Raw genomic sequence first — 18458 nt, 5'->3', positions numbered from 1 at the left:
TCGTCCCCATGAATACGGGGAAATAGCGCGCCAGGAATCTGTTTATCGAAGGCGGCTCCTTCACATGCGACTACTCGATCTGACGGTTGATTTGACAGACTGCCGAATGCGACGGATTTCCACGAGTTTCGTGCGCATCTCTCGTTGAACCTTGCTATTAAGTGTCAATAATCCGAGCAATGGGAATAACAGCGCCAACCCATAAAGAACTTTGTGAGGCCGGAATTGAGCCATCGGAACGACAAACAGTAGACAGGCGACGTAGATACCGACCATTACCCACACCCAGGAGGGTCTGCCCCGCAAAATCATAAAGTTACTATGGACCGTCAACAGAATGAGCAGCGCCCCGACAGACATGATCTTGAGCCCCACTTGAGCCATCGGCGCATCACGAAAATAGGTGACGAACGCCAGCGCCACAGCCAACGCCAACGAAAAGTACGCAGCGAATACGCCGCCAATAAACGTCAGAAAGTAATGCCTGAAAAAGTCTCGCAGCGTCATTAACTCGCTCATTCGTTTATTTCCTCATACAACCCTATCGCGATGGTATTGACGTTCCCGGAGTACGCACTCCCGCCGAACCCAACACTTGCGCCTAGGACGTCTTTGATCTGGGTAGTTGTGCTGTGCTTGAGCTGCGTAGGGGTGAAACGCTTGGTGAGTTCGCCCGATGCCTGTCTCAATTTGAGCATCTTCGCGGTCAAGCTGGGATGGTTGATGCTCAGCAGCTCTTTCGTCAGCTTGGCTCTTTCCTGGCGATTCAAACCGCGAAGCACTTCACGCAGACTCTTGCCCGTCGATGCAGTGGCGGCCCTAACCAGCTTGACCGTCGTCAGGGCCGAGGCGCCCACGCCTGCCAGGGATACTGCGTCCAGCACAATGGAAGCATTCTGGTACCAGCCTTCACTGTCGAGCCGGTCTTTAACCTCAGGTTTAGCGACTTCCAGCGCTGTCCGGGCAATGCCGTTGAAACACTGAAGCGAACTTGCGCCGGCAGCCGCATACCCCACCACAACGATGACGGAACTGGCGCCGGCACTGAAAGGCACCAGAATTGTTCCACTGGCGATCGCAGCCCAACTGATGACAGCCCCAAAGCAGGAGACTCCGGTATTCACGGCTTCGCCAATCAGTCGCGATTCTCGAGGATTGCTCACGACATGTTGAGCAAACTGCGTTGGCGCAATGTACTTCTGCGCTTCACGCAAAATGATGCGCTTGGGCTTGATGCTGCAGATGGGCCTGAATTCGCGCAGGGTAATGACGTTGAAGTCGGCGTCGATGTATACGACGCCTGCGCCAACGATACCTGGATCGGCGTCGATGGCCGCAAACAGGCGCGGCAGGTTGATCTGGCTTTCGATGCGCTGGCGCGCCATGAACTGGGAGCGGTTGGAGTCCATGCCGATGTTGAGCAAGGGGTTGCCCATAAGTGTTCTTCCTTGAAATTAATAGTGCCCAGACCGGCCTCATCGCAGGCAAGCCAGCTCCCACTGGGGAATGCATTCCAAGTGTGGGAGCTGGCTTGCCTGCGATAGCAATCTAATGGACGCCACCTTACCAAACAGGCTCACCCTCGACCAGAAAGCAAAACGCCAGCACGAGGCTGGCGTTCTGCATATTCAAGCGATGATCAACGCGGCACTACCGGCTTGCGCGCAGGCTTGCCGCCCTTGCCCTTGGCCGCATCGGCACGCTCTTTGGCGGCCTGCTTGTTACGCGCCTGAGCAGCCGCCTTGGCTTGCTCACGCTTGTCCCACGGGTTGCTGCCGTCGCTGCCACGGGGCGGCAGGCCGGTGTGCTGGGTAAGGATCCTGGTGGTGGTTTCCTTGGCGACCTTGTGGCTGCCGGCCGGCGTCGAGTTCTTGCGACGGGCGCTCTGGTAGCTGTCGGTGGCCGGCTGGTGCAGCGGGATCAACTGGTCTTTACCCGGCCCGATCAGATCGGCGCGGCCCATGCGCGTCAGTGCTTCACGCAGCATTGGCCAGCCTTTCGGGTCGTGATAACGCAGGAACGCCTTGTGCAGACGGCGCTGCTCTTCGCTCTTGACGATGGTCACCGCGTCGCTCTTGTAGGTGACCTTGCGCAGCGGGTTCTTGCCCGAGTGGTACATCGCGGTGGCGGTGGCCATCGGCGACGGGTAGAACGCCTGCACCTGATCGGCACGGAAGCCGTTGCCCTTGAGCCACAGGGCCAGGTTCATCATGTCTTCATCGGTGGTACCCGGGTGGGCGGCGATGAAGTACGGGATCAGGTACTGCTCCTTGCCCGCTTCCTTGGTGTACTTCTCGAACATGCGCTTGAACTTGTCATAGCTGCCGATGCCCGGTTTCATCATCTGGTTGAGCGGGCCTTCCTCGGTGTGTTCCGGGGCGATCTTCAGGTAGCCACCCACGTGATGGGTCACCAGCTCTTTCACGTACTCAGGCGACTCGACGGCCAAGTCGTAGCGCAGGCCGGAAGCAATCAAAATCTTCTTCACACCCGGCAATGCACGGGCGCTGCGGTACAGCTGGATCAAGGAGGAGTGGTCGGTATTCAGGTTCGGGCAAATGCCGGGGAACACGCACGACGGCTTGCGGCACGCGGATTCGATTTCCGGGCTCTTGCAGGCAATGCGGTACATGTTCGCAGTAGGCCCGCCGAGATCGGAGATCACCCCGGTGAAGCCCGGCACCTTGTCACGGATTTCTTCGATTTCGCGAATGATCGACTCTTCGGAACGGTTCTGGATGATGCGGCCTTCGTGCTCGGTGATCGAGCAGAAGGTGCAGCCGCCGAAGCAGCCACGCATGATGTTTACCGAGAAGCGGATCATGTCGTAGGCCGGGATCTTCTCGTTGCCATACGCAGGGTGCGGCACGCGGGCATAAGGCATACCGAACACGTAGTCCATTTCTTCGGTGGTCATCGGGATGGGCGGCGGGTTGAACCAAACGTCCACGTCACCATGCTTCTGCACCAGGGCGCGGGCGTTGCCTGGGTTGGTTTCCAGGTGCAGCACGCGGTTGGCGTGGGCGTAGAGCACCGCGTCACCGCGGACTTTTTCCACCGACGGCAGGCGGATCACAGTCTTGTCGCGGGTCATGCGCGGGCTGGCCAGGATCTGCACGACCTTGGCTTCTTCCGGGTCATCCACCGGACCTTTCTCTTGCTCGATGGCGCAGGCCTGGGTGTCCTGGGTGTTCACGTACGGGTTGATGATCTTGTCGACCTTGCCCGGACGGTCGATGCGCGTGGAGTCCACTTCGTACCAGCCCGCGGGTGTATCACGGCGAATGAACGCGGTGCCGCGCACGTCGGTGATGTCTTCGATCTTGTGGCCCCACGACAGGCGCTGGGCGACTTCGACAATGGCGCGCTCGGCGTTGCCGTACAGCAGGATATCGGCGGTAGCGTCGATCAGGATCGAGTTGCGCACCCGGTCCTGCCAGTAGTCGTAGTGGGCGATGCGGCGCAGGGAAGCTTCGATGCCGCCAAGCACGATCGGCACGTTCTTGTAGGCTTCCTTGCAGCGCTGGCTGTACACCAGGCTGGCGCGGTCCGGGCGTTTGCCGGCCATGCCGCCTGGGGTGTAGGCGTCGTCGGAGCGGATTTTCTTGTCGGCGGTGTAGCGGTTGATCATCGAGTCCATGTTGCCGGCCGCGACGCCGAAGAACAGGTTCGGCTCGCCGAGCTTCATGAAGTCGTCTTTGGACTGCCAGTTCGGCTGGGCGATGATCCCGACGCGAAAGCCCTGGGACTCCAGCAGCCGGCCGATGATCGCCATGCCGAACGATGGGTGATCCACATACGCATCACCGGTGACGATGATGATGTCGCAGGAATCCCAGCCAAGCTGATCCATCTCCTCCCTGCTCATCGGCAGGAATGGCGCAGGACCGAAACATTCGGCCCAGTACTTGGGATAGTCAAATAACGGCTTGGCTGTTTGCATGACGGTGACCGGTGTTGAGATGAAAAATCGCGGGCGCGGAATATAGCACAAATTTTGACCAATTCCGACGGCAATGGTCGGCTTTTAGCCACACCGCGCCCGACGGTGCTTATAGCCCGGTTTTGCTGGGGGGGCGAGGCCCACATAGGCGCGCTGATCACGCGTCGTCATTGAGGGTGCAACTACCAGGCGTTTTCAGCGCACAGCTTTATGCACCTCTTCTTCTGGTACTGCCGGCCCTAATGTCGCTCAATCTTTCCAACAGAGCGCCTGCCACGCTGCTGTGCCAAGCGCTCTCTTCCCGAGCACACACCATGACCAACTCAGTCACCTTTGATGCAGAGCAACCTGCATTACTCACCAACGAAAGCTGGGCCGAACAACAGATCTTTCAACTGATACAGGAAAACGTAAATGCCTTCATGGGCAAAATGGGCGTGGACGAGCAAAAAGAATACCTGCGTCTGAGCAAGGATCTGGTGGAGCGCGAGCAAACCCTCGGCAACGCCCTCACAGATCTTTACAACGACTTGAGCCAGCAAATGGTCGACGCTCTGGACAGCGCGCTGAAGAGCAAAACCGGCACGGTCATCAACTCGCGTACCACTTACCTGAAGACGCGGATCCGGCAGCTACCGGCCTCCCAGGATGACCTCCCCGCCAACGACCGCCTGGGCAACAACGTGCGCATCTACAAAGAGGACCTGGGCATACGTGAGTACGAACGCTCGATCACCTTGCTGGAGGCGGCGTATCGCAACTTCGGGTTTACTGCGTATTTCTCCACCGAAGAACAACGCGCCAGCTCTATCAGCGGCAACGTCATCAGCGTCAAAGCGTTCGTGGCCGTCGCAAGGAGCGTGGACATCGGCACGCGCATCAGCGACTACATCGAAAAAGAGTTCAAGAAGCGTCTGTCCAATCCGCTATTCGGCCTGCAAAGCACCAAGCTGCTGGTCGCATTGAGGGACGCCTACCGCACCAATGAGTCCTGGAGTATCAGCGAATGGGAATTCAATGAACTTAAAGACTGGCTGTTCGACACCAGCGTGTATTGGGACCTCTACCAACTGGACGCCGGCGGCGAAAAGATTGCCCTGCCGTTCTTTACTCGTCGCTTTGACACGCCCGACGGCTCTTGCGTCTACAGCTACTTCCCGGACCGCCCCAATGGCGCGTTACGCCGACATGCCTCCAGGCAAGAAGCCGTGGACTCGCTGCAGGACCAGATCCGCAACGACGTGGGGCTGGCACACTTCAGTTGGTTCATGAAGGCCATCTCCCTGAACAATCAGGAAAAGCTGCGAGCCTTTATCAAACCGCTGAAGGTCAACCGGGACGAGCTCGCCTGGCATGCCAAAATCCTGTATGACCTGTTCGCCAGCAAGACCCCAAACAGACAAAAACTGGCGGTGGAAAAAATCGGCACGGACATCCGTTGCCTCGCCCACACCTTGCCGATCCACCAGGCGTGGCCGATACAATCGGACCTTATCCGACTGGCCCGCACCAATAAACTCGCCGACCAGGAGGCCGCCGTTGCGTTGGCCACCTATCTGGTCAGCGAAACCTTGTCGATGCTGCTGATCCCCCTCCCCGGCGGTGTGACGGGCTTGGGCAAAATCATGTTGGTCGCAATGCTGGGCGCCCTCGTCTATCAGACCTGGTCTGCCATTGCGGCGCTGCGCCGAGGCCAGCAGGCCGAGCTGGTGCAAGCTGTCGGCGACATCCTTGACCTGCTGGTGGGGCTGCGCTTGCAGGGGGCGGCAGCCAAGTTGTCTGCACGCCGCACCCGTCAGTTGATGAACGCGCTGGGTAACCCCAACTATGCTCTTGGCACGAACGGCAAGCCTGGGTTGTGGTTCATCAACGACTACACACAAATCGACCCCAACTACCCGTCGGGAGTTGAACAAAACCCTCAAGGCCTGTTTGAAAAGGACAACCGAAGCTACATCAAGCTACAGGTCGACAACCAAACCAGATTCGCCCAGGTCACCCTCGAAAAAATCTCCGGGCGCTATCAACTGGACATGCACGGTTCTTCAAGCATTCAGCCCTACGTTACCTATTCAGCCAAGCATGACCGCTGGACACTCGACCCGATCGATACCCGTGCGCTGAACGAAGCCCAACTGTTGCAGCACATGATCTCGCCCAGCGAGCTGCCGCTGAGCCCGACAGCTTGTAAGCGCTCGCTGGATGTCGCGCGGGTGGATCGCCAGGATCTGCTGGATATCTGGTTCGATCGCCGGCGCGCGCCCGTCGCACTGACGCAGGCCATAGAGAATCAGCAACTGCGCGAAGGGCTCACCCAGTTACAAGCGGCGCTCAGGCAGAGCGATGGCCCGCTGCCGCCCATTGCCGATCAGGTCATGCCTGCGCTACTGGCCGACCTGGGCACCTGCACGATCAAACTGTATGCCCCTGACGGCAAAACCTTGCTGTCCAGCCACGCACCGGTGCTCGCGGGCAACACACAGCCCTTGGCCACAATCGAACTACGCCAGGACGGCCGCGATCGTTACCTGGCACTGGCATTTGGCTCGCCGGTGGGCTCGCTCATGCAACAGGTATTGCAGGAACATGAACGGCTCGTCCCCAATAGCAGGTTGGGTAAGACAGGCCACAGCAGTGAAGACCAACACCTGGCGAGCCGATTGCTCGAGCTGAGAAAAAAAATAGCGACACACCTTCAAGCACATCAAGCCGCTGTGTATGAGGCGTTACGCGACGGCCAACCGCGCGACCACCTGAATGCAAAAAATTCAGCAGCTCGGTTTGCACCCACGGCGCTGTCCGGCCAGCCCACCAGTGATGACCTGGCAATCGGCCTGTTGCGGCGTCGCTTTCCGGACCTTTCACGGGCAATGGCTGCAGACTTGCTGCGTCGTCATCCCTCATTACGCGACGTCGGCCTGTACTCCTTCCTGGAAGCTCCGGTACGCGAGGCCATTCACAAAAGTCTTCAACAAAGCATCATCACTGAGGCGCTCAACGCACTTTCGGACCCAAGCGGCCTCGGCCTCAACGCGCACAGTGAAGCCCTGTTCTGCAACCTGCTGACGCTCTTGCCAGGTTGGCCAAGCGATGTCGGCGTGCAGGTGTATCAAGGCTCTACCGATCAGACCGGGCGGACCATCCGTCGAGGATCCCTGCTGGACACCTATGGGAGCGAAGACGCAGACAGCTTCGTCATGTTGGTCAAGTCCGGCACTGAATATGCTGGCTACCGACCGGACAGTGGCGATCTGAAAACGGCGGCCGTCGGGGAAAACAGCTTACTCGGTGCCACCTTGCGCACTCTCACCGAAACCCAACGCAATGAGCTGGGCCTTGGTCGCCACGACACCGCCGTGCTGGCTCAGGACGTGCTTGAGCAAGCGCGCGTACAGCAGGCGCACCTGCCAGAATTCCTCACACAATCGCGGGAGTCGCCGCTATCGAACCAGAGCATCAGTGGTTTGCGGATACTCCACAAGCAGGTGCCGGACAATGCCGATGCAGACGGCGTTCATGCCCTGAGCGGGCGTCAATACGTGACGATCGACGGCGGCACCTATCAAGTCATGCTCGACCGCGATGCTTCCTCGGCGGCAGGCAAAGTCTGGCGCATCGTCAAACCTGGCGATCCCGTGGCGATGGACGCGGCTAACGTCTACAACAGCAGTCGCCTCGGTGCAAGCCACGCCATCAGGCGCAACGCCGCCAATGTCTGGGTCAGCGCCATCGTCGGCGCACCGGGGGGCGTACGAGGCGAGAGGCATGACTGGTCGTTCTTCCGGCAATTGGCCGACAGTGCCAGCGCAGCCTTAAATCAACTGCGCAGCCCGCAGCGTCGGGTACACAGCTTGTTCCCGTCATTTGACGAAGGACAGATCAACGCGTTTATCCAGTCTCTTGGCAATGACATTGCTGGCGGGCTGGATAGACGAGAAGCCGAGTACAGAAACCTCAGCAGGGAGTTGAAGGCATGGCGACATGCAAACGCTTCCGAATCTACAAGCTGGGCCAAGCTTGCTACCGATGAGATCAAGCGCTGCTGGCGTCGTGAGACCGGGACATCATTCACAATGCCGTCAGGCACCTCCGCGCTTCCCGGGTTGAAAGCCGACTTCAGCCACGTGCGGGAGTTGGATCTTGTGTCGATTAACTGGTCGGATGCGACGGATACGTTCATGGGCAATTTCTCCAACCTGGAGCGACTGAGCATCACACACTCCAAGCTCGACAAACTCCCCACCGCGATCGGCAACATGAGTCAATTGACCACGCTGAACTTGAGTTCGAACCAGATCAGGCTGGATGTACCCAGTGCTGAAAAATTGGCCGGCCTTACCCAGCTTGAACATATCGATCTATCGGAAAACCCGCTGGGGATAACGCCCGACTTCAGCGGTATGTCGAAACTGCAAACACTGGACCTCAGCAGTACAAAGATTGATCAGTGGCCCGCCGGCCTACTGAGTCAGACCAACCTGAAAAGCCTCAACTTGCTCAATAACAAACTGCGTGCAGTTCCCGAAACCTACCTGAAACCGCCGGCCGACCAGTTGGAAACCATCGTCCGGATCAATAACGTCACCCAGCTACGAGGCAATGACTTTCCCTCTCAATACTGGAGAAAATTCGAAAGCTACTGGCGCAATCTGCATGAAAACCATCCGGACCTGATCAAAGACGCAATTGACAGCGCGTTTGACTCGGGTAACCCCAGGATAGAAAGGTATCAGCGGCTATATCCGGGCAAGACCCTCAAGCAGGCTAGGGAGTTTCTTTGGAGCTTGCCCAAAGGAACAGTGGCGGCAGAGTTGGACAGACTCGAACTTGAGTTCCATAAGCTCCAAACCCAACTGGACGCCTGGGCGTTTTCAGGCGGTGTTCGCCGCCAGGGTTATGTTCGCTCTGGCCAACTCGCAACCAATGCAGTGACTTGGGACGATCGTAACATCGCCCTGGAACGCATTTTGAGTTGCTGGAGACAGGAAACACCGCAGATGCTGGCCAAGGACGGCACACCGATTGGCCTGGAACTCGATCTCAGTGGCCTGAGGCTGCCGAGTCTGCCGGACCTGGACGTGGACTTCAGCCACGTAGGCTCACTCAAACTGAACAACATGTACCTAAGCGTTTCTCCAGAAAGCTTCCTGACACGATACCGACACGTACGCTGGCTCGACCTGGCAGATAATCAGCTCAGGGACCTTCCTCCAGCCTTGGGCGAAATGCATGGGCTCACCCGTTTATATCTGCAGAACAACCGGATTCGCCTGACCCCGGACACCGCCCGCATCCTGGCGGAACGCATCACGCTCAGAGGCCTCGTATTACAGGGAAACCAACAACTAGGCGTGACACCCGACTTCAGCCAGATGCCCGACATCCGCTCGATTGATCTGTCGGGTACAGGCATTGAGACATGGCCGACCGGCCTGGCAGAGCAACCGCTACTGGACACGATCGACCTGAGTGCCAATCAGATAACAGAGATTCCTGACTCCGTCATCGCGCCTACAGACGCGCTCCTGCCCCGTTCGGCACGGCTCAATAACTTGACCTCTGTCACCGGTAATCCGTTGTCCGATCAAACGTTGGCACGGGTCAGGCGTTACGCAGCCCGGTTGATCACAGCCGGACTCGCCGAAGTGGGGCAGCCAAACCGTTTAGTGGTCACATCCACGCTAAACAGACCGCCAGCACTCTTTAGAAATCGGGGCGACGAGTCGTTTCGACGCTTGACCAAGGGATTGGACTCAGCTCAGGTTTCGGCCAGGCGATCGCAATGGACTACGCTACGCGAACAGCAGGGGGCGGATCCCTTCTTCGACCTGCTCAAGCGTCTAGAGCAACTGGGTACGGGCCAGGAGGATCATCGGCGAAGAGTCTGGGAGTTGATCGACGCTATTACCGAAAACAGTTCGGAGTCCGAACAGTTGCGCAAAGAAATCTTCGATCGAGCCGGCGAACCTGCGTGCTGCGACCGAGCGGCCTTCTCGTTCGGCAACCTGGAAACCGCAGTCCTGGTATACAGGGCCCAAAGTCAGGCGATGGATCAGTCACAAGGCAAGCCGTTATCGGCATTGTCCAGAAGCCTGTTCCGATTGCATGAAGTGGACAAAATCGCCTCAGCCGACATCCTGCGCAGCGAAACGATTGTCAACGATCCGACGGTATCGGAAGAAGCGAAGCGCCCGCATCGCCTGCGCCTGGGCGAGGAGGTCGAGATCAGACTGGCTTATCGCTACGGCCTTAAAGACCGCCTCCAACTGCCTGGGCAGCCTCAGCGGACGGCATACACCCATATGGGTGGAGTCACACAGGGCATGCTAGACAGCGCCTATGAAAAAATAGTGGCACTGGATAATTCACCCGAGGAATTCCAGGCGCTACTTTCCAGAGAGTTCTGGCAGGTCTATATAACCAACAAATACCAGGCGCAATTCGAAGCGCAGCGTCAGCCCTTTCAGGAACGACTTGAGGCACTACGCGATAGTCTTACCGCCGGTTTACTGTCGAAAGCGGCCTACAAGGAGCAAACCGATAGCCAGCAGGCCCTGCTTGCGATTGAAGAAGCCGAGCTGATCCAGACACTGACTCGACAAATCCTGGCCGAGTGACTCGGCCAACGGTTACTCGTCGTCGTCGAAGTTGTAACTGCCCGGCGCCAGGTTCTCGAAGCGCGTGTACTTACCGATGAACGCCAGGCGAATAAAGCCGATCGGGCCGTTACGCTGCTTGCCGATAATGATCTCGGCAATGCCTTTGTGTTCCGTTTCGGGGTGGTACACCTCGTCGCGGTACACGAACATGATCACGTCGGCGTCCTGCTCGATCGCTCCGGATTCACGCAAGTCGGAGTTCACCGGACGCTTGTTGGGGCGTTGTTCCAGGGAGCGGTTGAGCTGGGACAGCGCCACCACCGGGCAGTTGAATTCCTTGGCCAGGGCTTTGAGGGACCGGGAGATTTCGGAAATCTCGTTGGTACGGTTATCGCCGCTGGAACCGGGAATCTGCATCAACTGCAGGTAGTCGATCATGATCAGGGCGATATCGCCGTGTTCACGTACCAGGCGGCGGGTACGCGCACGCATCTCGGACGGGCTGATACCGGCCGTGTCGTCGATGAACAGCTTGCGGTCATTGAGCAGGTTGACAGCCGAGGTCAAACGCGGCCAATCGTCGTCTTCCAACTGGCCGGAACGCACTTTGGTCTGGTCGATACGACCCAGGGACGAAAGCATACGCATGATCAGCGATTCGCCTGGCATTTCGAGGGAGTACACCAATACCGCCTTGTCGCTGCGCAGTACGGCGTTTTCCACCAGGTTCATCGCAAAGGTGGTCTTACCCATGGACGGACGGCCGGCGACGATGATCAGGTCGGACGGCTGCAGGCCGCTGGTCTTTTCGTCGAGGTCGGTGTAGCCGGTGGAAATACCGGTAATGGCCGCGTCGGTGTTGAACAAGGTATCGATACGGTCGATAGCCTTGGTCAGCAGGTCGTTGACACTGACCGGGCCACCGGTTTTGGGCCGCGCTTCGGCGATCTGGAAGATCTGGCGTTCGGCTTCATCAAGGATCTCGGCGGCGGTACGGCCTTCCGGGTTGAAGGCGCTGTCGGCGATTTCGGTGCTGATGCCGATCAACTGGCGCAGGGTGGCGCGCTCGCGGACGATCTGCGCATAGGCCTTGATGTTGGCGACGGACGGCGTGTTTTTCGCCAGTTCACCGAGGTAGCCCAGCCCGCCAACCTGGGAGGTCTGGCCTTCCTTGTCCAGCTGCTCGGCCAGGGTCACCACGTCGATCGGTGAGTTCTGGTCGGCCAGCTTGGCGATGGCGCGGAAGATCAGGCGGTGGTCATGGCGATAGAAGTCACCGTCCGAGACTTGATCCAGCACGCGTTCCCAGGCGTTGTTGTCCAGCATCAAGCCACCGAGCACGGCCTGTTCGGCCTCGATGGAATGCGGCGGCACCTTCAGGGCAGCGGTTTGCAGATCGTATTGCTCAGGAGCGGAGATTTCGTTCATGGCCACTTGGAATTTAAGGGTGTGTAGAAAAACAAAAGGCACGACCTGTAAACAGGATCGTGCCCGATGTTAACCGGCTGACACGCGAGGTGCCAGTCAGTTAGGTGCGACTTAAGCTGCTACCACGACAACGCGTACGGTGGCTTCAACTTCGGCGTGCAGGTGCACGGCTACGTCGAATTCGCCTACGTTGCGGATGGTGCCGTTCGGCAGACGAACTTCGCTCTTCTGCACTTCAACGCCGGAGGCGGTCAGTGCATCAGCGATGTCGTGGGTGCCGATCGAACCGAACAGCTTGCCTTCGTCACCGGCGGTGGCAGTGATAGTCACTTCCAGCTCAGCCAGTTGGGCAGCGCGAGTTTCGGCCGAAGCTTTTTTGTCTGCTGCGGCTTTTTCCAGCTCAGCACGACGCTCTTCAAACGCAGCCAGGTTGGCAGCGGTTGCAGCGGTGGCTTTGCCGTATGGCAGCAGGTAGTTACGACCGTAGCCGGCCTTAACGTTCACTTTGTCGCCCAGGTTGCCCAGGTTGGCGACTTTTTCCAGAAGGATCAGTTGCATGTGAAAATCCTCTAACTTTTAACCTTCACCGTTCGCGCTATCGGCATCTTTCGACGCCAGACGTCCGCGAAAATCAATCAGGCCGTCGACAATGGCCAGAACCACGAGTAACGGATAGATCAGCTGCATGAACAGCAACAGCGTGACGTACAACCCCACCAGCCAGAACCTGGCCAGGCGCTTTCGCGCAACCAGCCCGTGAATCAGGGCCAGCCCGGCAAACACCAGCGGTACGCTGCAAATCGGCGCCAGCAAGGCCATCTGTGGACCGAAGTTCGGTCCGACAACCATGCACGCCAGCAGCAACATCGCCGGCCCCGCAGGGATTCTGATACTGCGAAACTCGCGACCAAAACCACCCGGGTTGTACAACAACGCCTGCCAATAACGCCCAAGAATCAGGCTCAGCACGCTGACGACCTGCAACAATGCCGCAATCAGGCCGGTCAGGACCGGGGCAATCAGTGACGCAAACCGCGCTCGCTCATCTACCGACAACTGCTGGTAGAGATCCCCGAGAGCCAGTGGCAGGATCTTGACGATCTCCTGCGACAGCGCCTCGATTTGCGGGCGGAAAGCCGCGCCAAGCATCACTGAGTACACCAACCCCAATGCCACGCTGACCAGCAGCGTACGGACCCAGGACTCACTTGCGCGCAGAACCAACGCAAGGCTCGATGACCCCAGCAGTACCAGAAGTACCCGTGGATCACCCATTTGCAGCCACCAGATCAAGGCCGGCAACAAACCCAGGGCAAGAACGCCAAGGGCGTCCTTCAAACCGCGCCGCAGCAGCACAAGGCAACCTGCGGCAGCACCCAACCAATAAAGCAACGGCAATGCCGCACAGCCAGCCACTACCAGAGTGGCCTGCACGCGACCGCGCATGATGAACTCAGCTAAGGCGCGCATGCATTCAATCCCTTACTACTTGTCGACTGCCCGGTCTCAGCGGCCGTGGCTGTCGGTGTAGGCCAGCAGGGCCAGGAAGCGGGCGCGCTTGATAGCGGTGGCCAGCTGACGCTGATAACGTGCTTTGGTACCGGTGATACGGCTTGGAACGATTTTGCCGGTCTCGGATACGTAAGCTTTCAGAGTGTTGAGATCTTTGTAATCGATCTCTTTCACGTCTTCAGCGGTGAAGCGGCAGAATTTACGACGACGGAAGAAACGTGCCATTTGATAGGCTCCTTAATAAGGTCCGTGGATTACTCGTCAGCGTTATCGCTGTTGTCACTGTCATCAGCGCTATCATCAGCGCCTTCTTCAGGACGGTCGCGACGCTCACGGCGCTCACTGCGGTTTTCTTCAGCCTTGAGCATCTCGGATTGGCCGGTAACGGCTTCTTCGCGACGGATGACCAGGTTACGGATCACTGCATCGTTGTAGCGGAAGTTGTCTTCCAGCTCGGCCAGGGCCTTGCCAGTGCACTCAACGTTCAGCATCACGTAGTGAGCCTTGTGAACATTGTTGATTGCGTAGGCCAGTTGACGACGGCCCCAATCTTCCAGACGGTGGATTTTGCCGCCGTCTTCTTCGATCAGCTTGGTGTAACGCTCAACCATGCCGCCGACTTGCTCGCTTTGATCCGGGTGGACCAAAAAGATGATTTCGTAATGACGCATGAATGCTCCTTACGGGTTGTAGCCTGCCGCTCAAAAACGGTCAGACAAGGAGTGAATGACACTTATGGATCTTGCCGTAGGGGAGGCACATCGGTGCCTGCCAGGAAGGCAAGGGGCGCAATTGTAGAGAAGGGGGAGAAGCGGCGCAAGGTGATTGGTGATTATTTGAACAACTTTCCAAACACCACAAAATTAAATGTGGGAGGGGGCTTGCTCCCGATTGCGGGAGTTCAGTCACATCATCTGTAACTGACCCACCGCTATCGGGAGCAAGCCCCCTCCCACATTTTGGTTCTGTGCCAGGCTCGGGATTACTTCTTGGCTTTGACCTTGGCACCACGCTGACGCTGGGCTTCAAACAGGCACACGCCCGTCGCCACCGATACGTTCAGGCTGCTGACGCTACCGGCCATCGGCAAGTGCACCAGATAATCGCAATGCTCACGGGTCAAACGACGCATGCCTTTGCCTTCGGCGCCCATGATCAGGATGGTCGGGCCGGTCAAGTCCTGGTCATAAATGCTGACCTCGGCCTCGCCTGCCGTACCCACGACCCACAGGCCGCGCTGCTGGAGTTTCTCCAGGGTGCGCGCCAGGTTGGTCACGGCCACCAGCGGAATCACTTCTGCCGCGCCGCAAGCCACTTTGCGCACCACCGGCGTCAAGGTTGCAGACTTGTCTTTAGGCACGATCACTGCAAGCGCGCCGGCAGCATCTGCCGAACGCAGGCAGGCGCCGAGGTTGTGCGGGTCGGTCACGCCGTCCAGTACCAGCAACAGAGGCGCGCCTTCGGTACGGTCGAGCAGCTCGTCGAGCATCGCCTCGCCCCATACCTGGCTCGGGCTGACGTCCGCGACCACGCCCTGGTGTACACCTTCAACCCACACGTCCATTTCACGACGCTCGGCCTGGCCGATGGCAACCTTGTTTTGGGTGGCCAGTTCGACCAGCGCCTGCACACGCGGCTCACTGCGGCCTTCGGCCAACCAAACCTGCTTGACCCGCTTGGGGTGATGACGCAGCAGTGCTTCTACGGCGTGCACGCCGTAGATTTTTTCCAGACTCATGACTTGGCCTTAGGTTTGCGCGACCCGCCGCTTTTCGCGGGGGCAGAGCCCGCTTTGGGCGGGCCTTTACGATGTTTACTTGGCTTGCTCGACGGTTTTTCCGCCCCTTGGGACTTTCCCCCAGACGCCGCTTTACCACCACTTTTGGCTTCGTTGAGCAGCTGCTGCTTCAACTCGCGGCTCTTGCGCAGCTCGGCGTTTTTCGCCGCAGCATCGCTTGGGCGGTAGGCTTCAGGAGCCTTGTCCTTGGCGGAAGAGCGACGCCCCGACTTGGCAGGTGCAGGCTCGGCAGCCGTCTTCGCGCCAGTGGCCTTGCCTTTGGAAGCCGGCGCTGCGGTTTCGCTGCCACGCTTTTTGCGGCCAGCCGGCTCAGCGGGCTTGTCAGGCATACCGAAATCGATCTTGCGTTCGTCCAGATCGACGCGCATGACCTGCACTTCGACGGTATCGCCCAAGCGGAAGCTGCGACCGGTGCGCTCGCCCGCCAGACGGTGGTGCACAGGATCGAAGTGGTAGTAGTCACCCGGCAAGGCGGTGACATGCACCAGGCCCTCGACGTAGATGTCGGTCAGTTCCACGAACAGACCAAAGCCCGTCACAGCAGTGATCACGCCCGGGAACGATTCGCCCACGCGATCCTTCATGAACTCGCACTTGAGCCAGTTCACTACGTCGCGGGTGGCTTCGTCGGCGCGGCGCTCGCTCATGGAGCACTGCTCGCCCAACTGCTCCAGGGCCGCCTCGTCGTACGGATAGATCCGCGCCTTCGGAATGGTCATGGCACCGGCGCGCTTGACGTGCGGGGTGTTCTGCCTGGAGTGGATCACGCTGCGGATCGCCCGGTGCGTGAGCAAATCCGGGTAACGACGGATCGGCGACGTGAAGTGGGTGTACGCCTCGTAGTTGAGGCCAAAGTGGCCCTGGTTATCGGCGCTGTACACCGCCTGGCTCAGGGAGCGCAGCATCACGGTCTGAATCACGTGGTAATCCGGACGATCCTTGATGCTGGCCAGCAGAGCCTGGTAATCCTTGGGCGTCGGGCCGTCCTTGCCTTTATGCAGGGACAGGCCAAGCTCACCAAGGAAGGCGCGCAGTTTTTCCAGACGTTCCGGCGGCGGGCCGTCGTGGACGCGGTACAGCGCAGGAATTTCGTGCTTCTTCAGGAACTCGGCAGTGGCCACGTTGGCCGCCAGCATGCATTCCTCAATCAACTTGTGCGCGTCGTTACGGGTGGTCGGGGTGATAGCGGCGATCTTGCGCTCGGAACCGAAAACAATCCGGGTTTCCTGGGTTTCAAAATCGATCGCGCCACGGGTATGACGGGCGCCCAGCAACACCTTGTACAGCGAGTACAACTGCTTGAGGTGTGGGACCACGCCAGCGTACTCGGTACGCAGGGCCTTGGCTTCGCTGGTCTTCGGTGTTTCCAGAATGGTGCTGACCTTGTTGTAGGTCAGGCGTGCCTGGGAGTGAATCACCGCTTCGTAGAACTGGTAGTCGGTCATTTCGCCGGTTTTGGAGATGGTCATCTCGCACACCATGGCCAAACGGTCGACTTTCGGGTTCAGGGAGCACAAGCCGTTGGACAGCTGCTCAGGCAGCATCGGGATCACGCGCTCAGGGAAGTACACGGAGTTGCCGCGCACCTGGGCTTCGTTATCCAGGGCCGAACCGATCTTCACGTAGCTGGACACGTCGGCAATCGCGACGTACAGCTTCCAGCCGCCGGAGAACAGGCGCAGCTTGCCAGGCTTGGCTTCGCAGTAGACCGCATCGTCGAAGTCGCGGGCATCTTCGCCGTCAATGGTGACGAACGGCAGATGACGCAGGTCGATGCGTTTTTCTTTGTCTTTCTCTTCGACTTCCGGCTTGAGCTTGGCGGCTTCCTTGAGCACGGCATCAGGCCAGACGTGAGGAATATCGTAGGTGCGCAGCGCAACGTCGATTTCCATGCCGGGCGCCATGTAGTTGCCGACCACTTCAACGATATCGCCCTGGGGCTGGAAGCGCGCCGTTGGCCAATGGGTGATTTTCACCTCGACGAACTGGCCGACCTTGGCGGCACCGTTGCGGCCGGGGGTGATCAGCACTTCCTGCTGCACCTTCGGGTTATCCGGAACCACAAAGCCGATGCCGCCTTCTTCGAAGTAACGGCCGACGATGGACTCGTGGGCACGGGACACCACTTCGACGATCACGCCTTCGCGACGACCGCGACGGTCCAGGCCGGAAACCCGCGCCAGGGCGCGGTCGCCATCGAACACCAGGCGCATTTGCGCCGGGCTCATGAACAGATCGTCACTGCCGTCATCCGGGATCAGGAAGCCGAAACCGTCACGATGGCCGGCAATGCGGCCCAGGATCAGGTCGAGCTTGTCTACCGGCGCGTAAGTGCCACGACGGGTGTAGATCAATTGAGCATCGCGCTCCATCGCACGCAGACGGCGGCGCAGGGCTTCGAGCTGGTCTTCGGTGGTCAGACCGAATTCTTCGACCAACTGCTCGCGGCTAGCAGGCGAACCACGATCGGCGAGGTGCGCCAGGATCAGTTCGCGGCTAGGAATAGGGTTTTCATATTTTTCCGCTTCACGAGCGGCCTCGGGATCGAGGGACTGCCAATCGGCCATTAGAGAGTTTTCACCTTGTCTATATGTGGGTTAGTTTGGCATACGCGTATTGAAACGGGAAATTTCAGGTATCAACAAGCGTTTAAAAGACCTTTACGCCCCCCCACCGCGCACCTTGCACGACCACTGGCGAAATTTTCCAGGGTTTTTTCATGGCAGGGGTTTACAGCTCAAATATCGCTCCGTATAGTGCGCGCCATCGACGACGGCAACGTTGTCAGATAATGCCCAGGTGGTGAAATTGGTAGACACGCCAGCTTCAGGTGCTGGTGATCGCAAGGTCGTGGAAGTTCGAGTCTTCTCCTGGGCACCAAATTCAGATCAAACCCGCGAAAGCGGGTTTTTTCGTTTCAGACCTTTGATTTTTAACGGAAAAATTGATTTATATTTTTCGAATCAGGGGTTTACAGATCAAAAAGCCCGCCGTATAGTTCGCCCCATCAACAGCGGCAACGTTGTTAGATAATGCCCAGGTGGTGAAATTGGTAGACACGCCAGCTTCAGGTGCTGGTGATCGCAAGGTCGTGGAAGTTCGAGTCTTCTCCTGGGCACCAAATTCAGATCAAACCCGCGAAAGCGGGTTTTTTCGTTTCTGACGCTCGAAAAACTCC

Annotated in this window: 11 protein-coding genes and 2 tRNA genes; 3 read left to right on the top strand and 10 right to left on the bottom strand. The window is 58.6% G+C overall.

Annotated features, from left to right (window positions below; translation table 11 throughout):
* Positions 1-60: 60 nt before the first annotated feature.
* The 3 genes from E4P00_RS06615 to E4P00_RS06605 form a co-directional block, all read right to left on the bottom strand.
* Positions 61-519 carry a hypothetical protein gene (locus E4P00_RS06615; protein ID WP_032878185.1) on the bottom strand — a complete coding sequence of 153 codons (459 nt, stop codon included), beginning with the start codon at positions 517-519 and terminating at the stop codon, positions 61-63.
* The gene (locus E4P00_RS06610; RefSeq protein WP_032878187.1) at positions 516-1436 is read right to left on the bottom strand and encodes an NAD synthetase; all 921 of its coding nucleotides are present in this window, start codon (positions 1434-1436) and stop codon (positions 516-518) included. The genes E4P00_RS06615 and E4P00_RS06610 overlap by 4 nt, the downstream gene beginning before the upstream one ends.
* Positions 1437-1639: 203 nt before the next feature.
* Positions 1640-3943 (bottom strand): YgiQ family radical SAM protein, encoded by a 2304-nt coding sequence (locus E4P00_RS06605; protein WP_005784258.1) that lies wholly within the window; start codon positions 3941-3943, stop codon positions 1640-1642.
* Positions 3944-4257: 314 nt separating this feature from the next.
* On the opposite strand from E4P00_RS06605, the gene E4P00_RS06600 reads away from it, so the two are divergent.
* Entirely contained in the window at positions 4258-10560 is a 6303-nt protein-coding gene (locus E4P00_RS06600) for an NEL-type E3 ubiquitin ligase domain-containing protein (protein ID WP_248130978.1), read from the top strand.
* Positions 10561-10572: 12 nt separating this feature from the next.
* Here the strand turns inward: E4P00_RS06600 and dnaB are convergent, their stop codons facing one another.
* The 7 genes from dnaB to rnr all read right to left on the bottom strand — a co-directional run bounded on the left by dnaB (position 10573) and on the right by rnr (position 17847).
* A complete protein-coding gene (gene dnaB / locus E4P00_RS06595; RefSeq protein ID WP_003188079.1) occupies positions 10573-11970 on the bottom strand; it encodes a replicative DNA helicase in 1398 nt (465 codons plus the stop codon).
* A gap of 111 nt (positions 11971-12081) precedes the next feature.
* Complete coding sequence (gene rplI / locus E4P00_RS06590; protein ID WP_003171376.1) at positions 12082-12528, bottom strand: 50S ribosomal protein L9; 447 nt, start codon at positions 12526-12528, stop codon at positions 12082-12084.
* An 18-nt stretch (positions 12529-12546) separates the two neighbouring features.
* The gene (locus E4P00_RS06585; protein WP_005784252.1) at positions 12547-13440 is read right to left on the bottom strand and encodes a hypothetical protein; all 894 of its coding nucleotides are present in this window, start codon (positions 13438-13440) and stop codon (positions 12547-12549) included.
* A gap of 36 nt (positions 13441-13476) precedes the next feature.
* Positions 13477-13707 (bottom strand): 30S ribosomal protein S18, encoded by a 231-nt coding sequence (gene rpsR, locus E4P00_RS06580; RefSeq protein WP_002551829.1) that lies wholly within the window; start codon positions 13705-13707, stop codon positions 13477-13479.
* 29 nt (positions 13708-13736) lie between these two features.
* Positions 13737-14153 (bottom strand): 30S ribosomal protein S6, encoded by a 417-nt coding sequence (rpsF, locus tag E4P00_RS06575; protein WP_005784250.1) that lies wholly within the window; start codon positions 14151-14153, stop codon positions 13737-13739.
* Positions 14154-14464: 311 nt separating this feature from the next.
* The gene (gene rlmB / locus E4P00_RS06570; protein ID WP_021493242.1) at positions 14465-15220 is read right to left on the bottom strand and encodes a 23S rRNA (guanosine(2251)-2'-O)-methyltransferase RlmB; all 756 of its coding nucleotides are present in this window, start codon (positions 15218-15220) and stop codon (positions 14465-14467) included.
* Positions 15217-17847, bottom strand: coding sequence for a ribonuclease R (gene rnr, locus E4P00_RS06565; protein WP_148852921.1), 2631 nt, complete (start codon positions 17845-17847; stop codon positions 15217-15219). The genes rlmB and rnr overlap by 4 nt, the downstream gene beginning before the upstream one ends.
* Before the next feature lie 226 nt (positions 17848-18073).
* Between rnr and E4P00_RS06560 the strand changes: the two genes are divergently transcribed.
* Together E4P00_RS06560 and E4P00_RS06555 are read left to right on the top strand one after the other, a co-directional pair.
* Positions 18074-18160 (top strand) — tRNA-Leu (locus E4P00_RS06560).
* Positions 18161-18314: 154 nt separating this feature from the next.
* Positions 18315-18401, top strand: a tRNA-Leu gene (locus E4P00_RS06555).
* The last annotated feature ends 57 nt before the right edge of the window (positions 18402-18458 follow it).

The organism is Pseudomonas sp. B329 (genome assembly GCF_023127835.1).
Taxonomy (GTDB): domain Bacteria; phylum Pseudomonadota; class Gammaproteobacteria; order Pseudomonadales; family Pseudomonadaceae; genus Aquipseudomonas; species Aquipseudomonas synxantha_A.
Note: the sequence above shows the minus strand (reverse complement) of the source record. Positions and strands in the feature narration are given on the sequence as shown.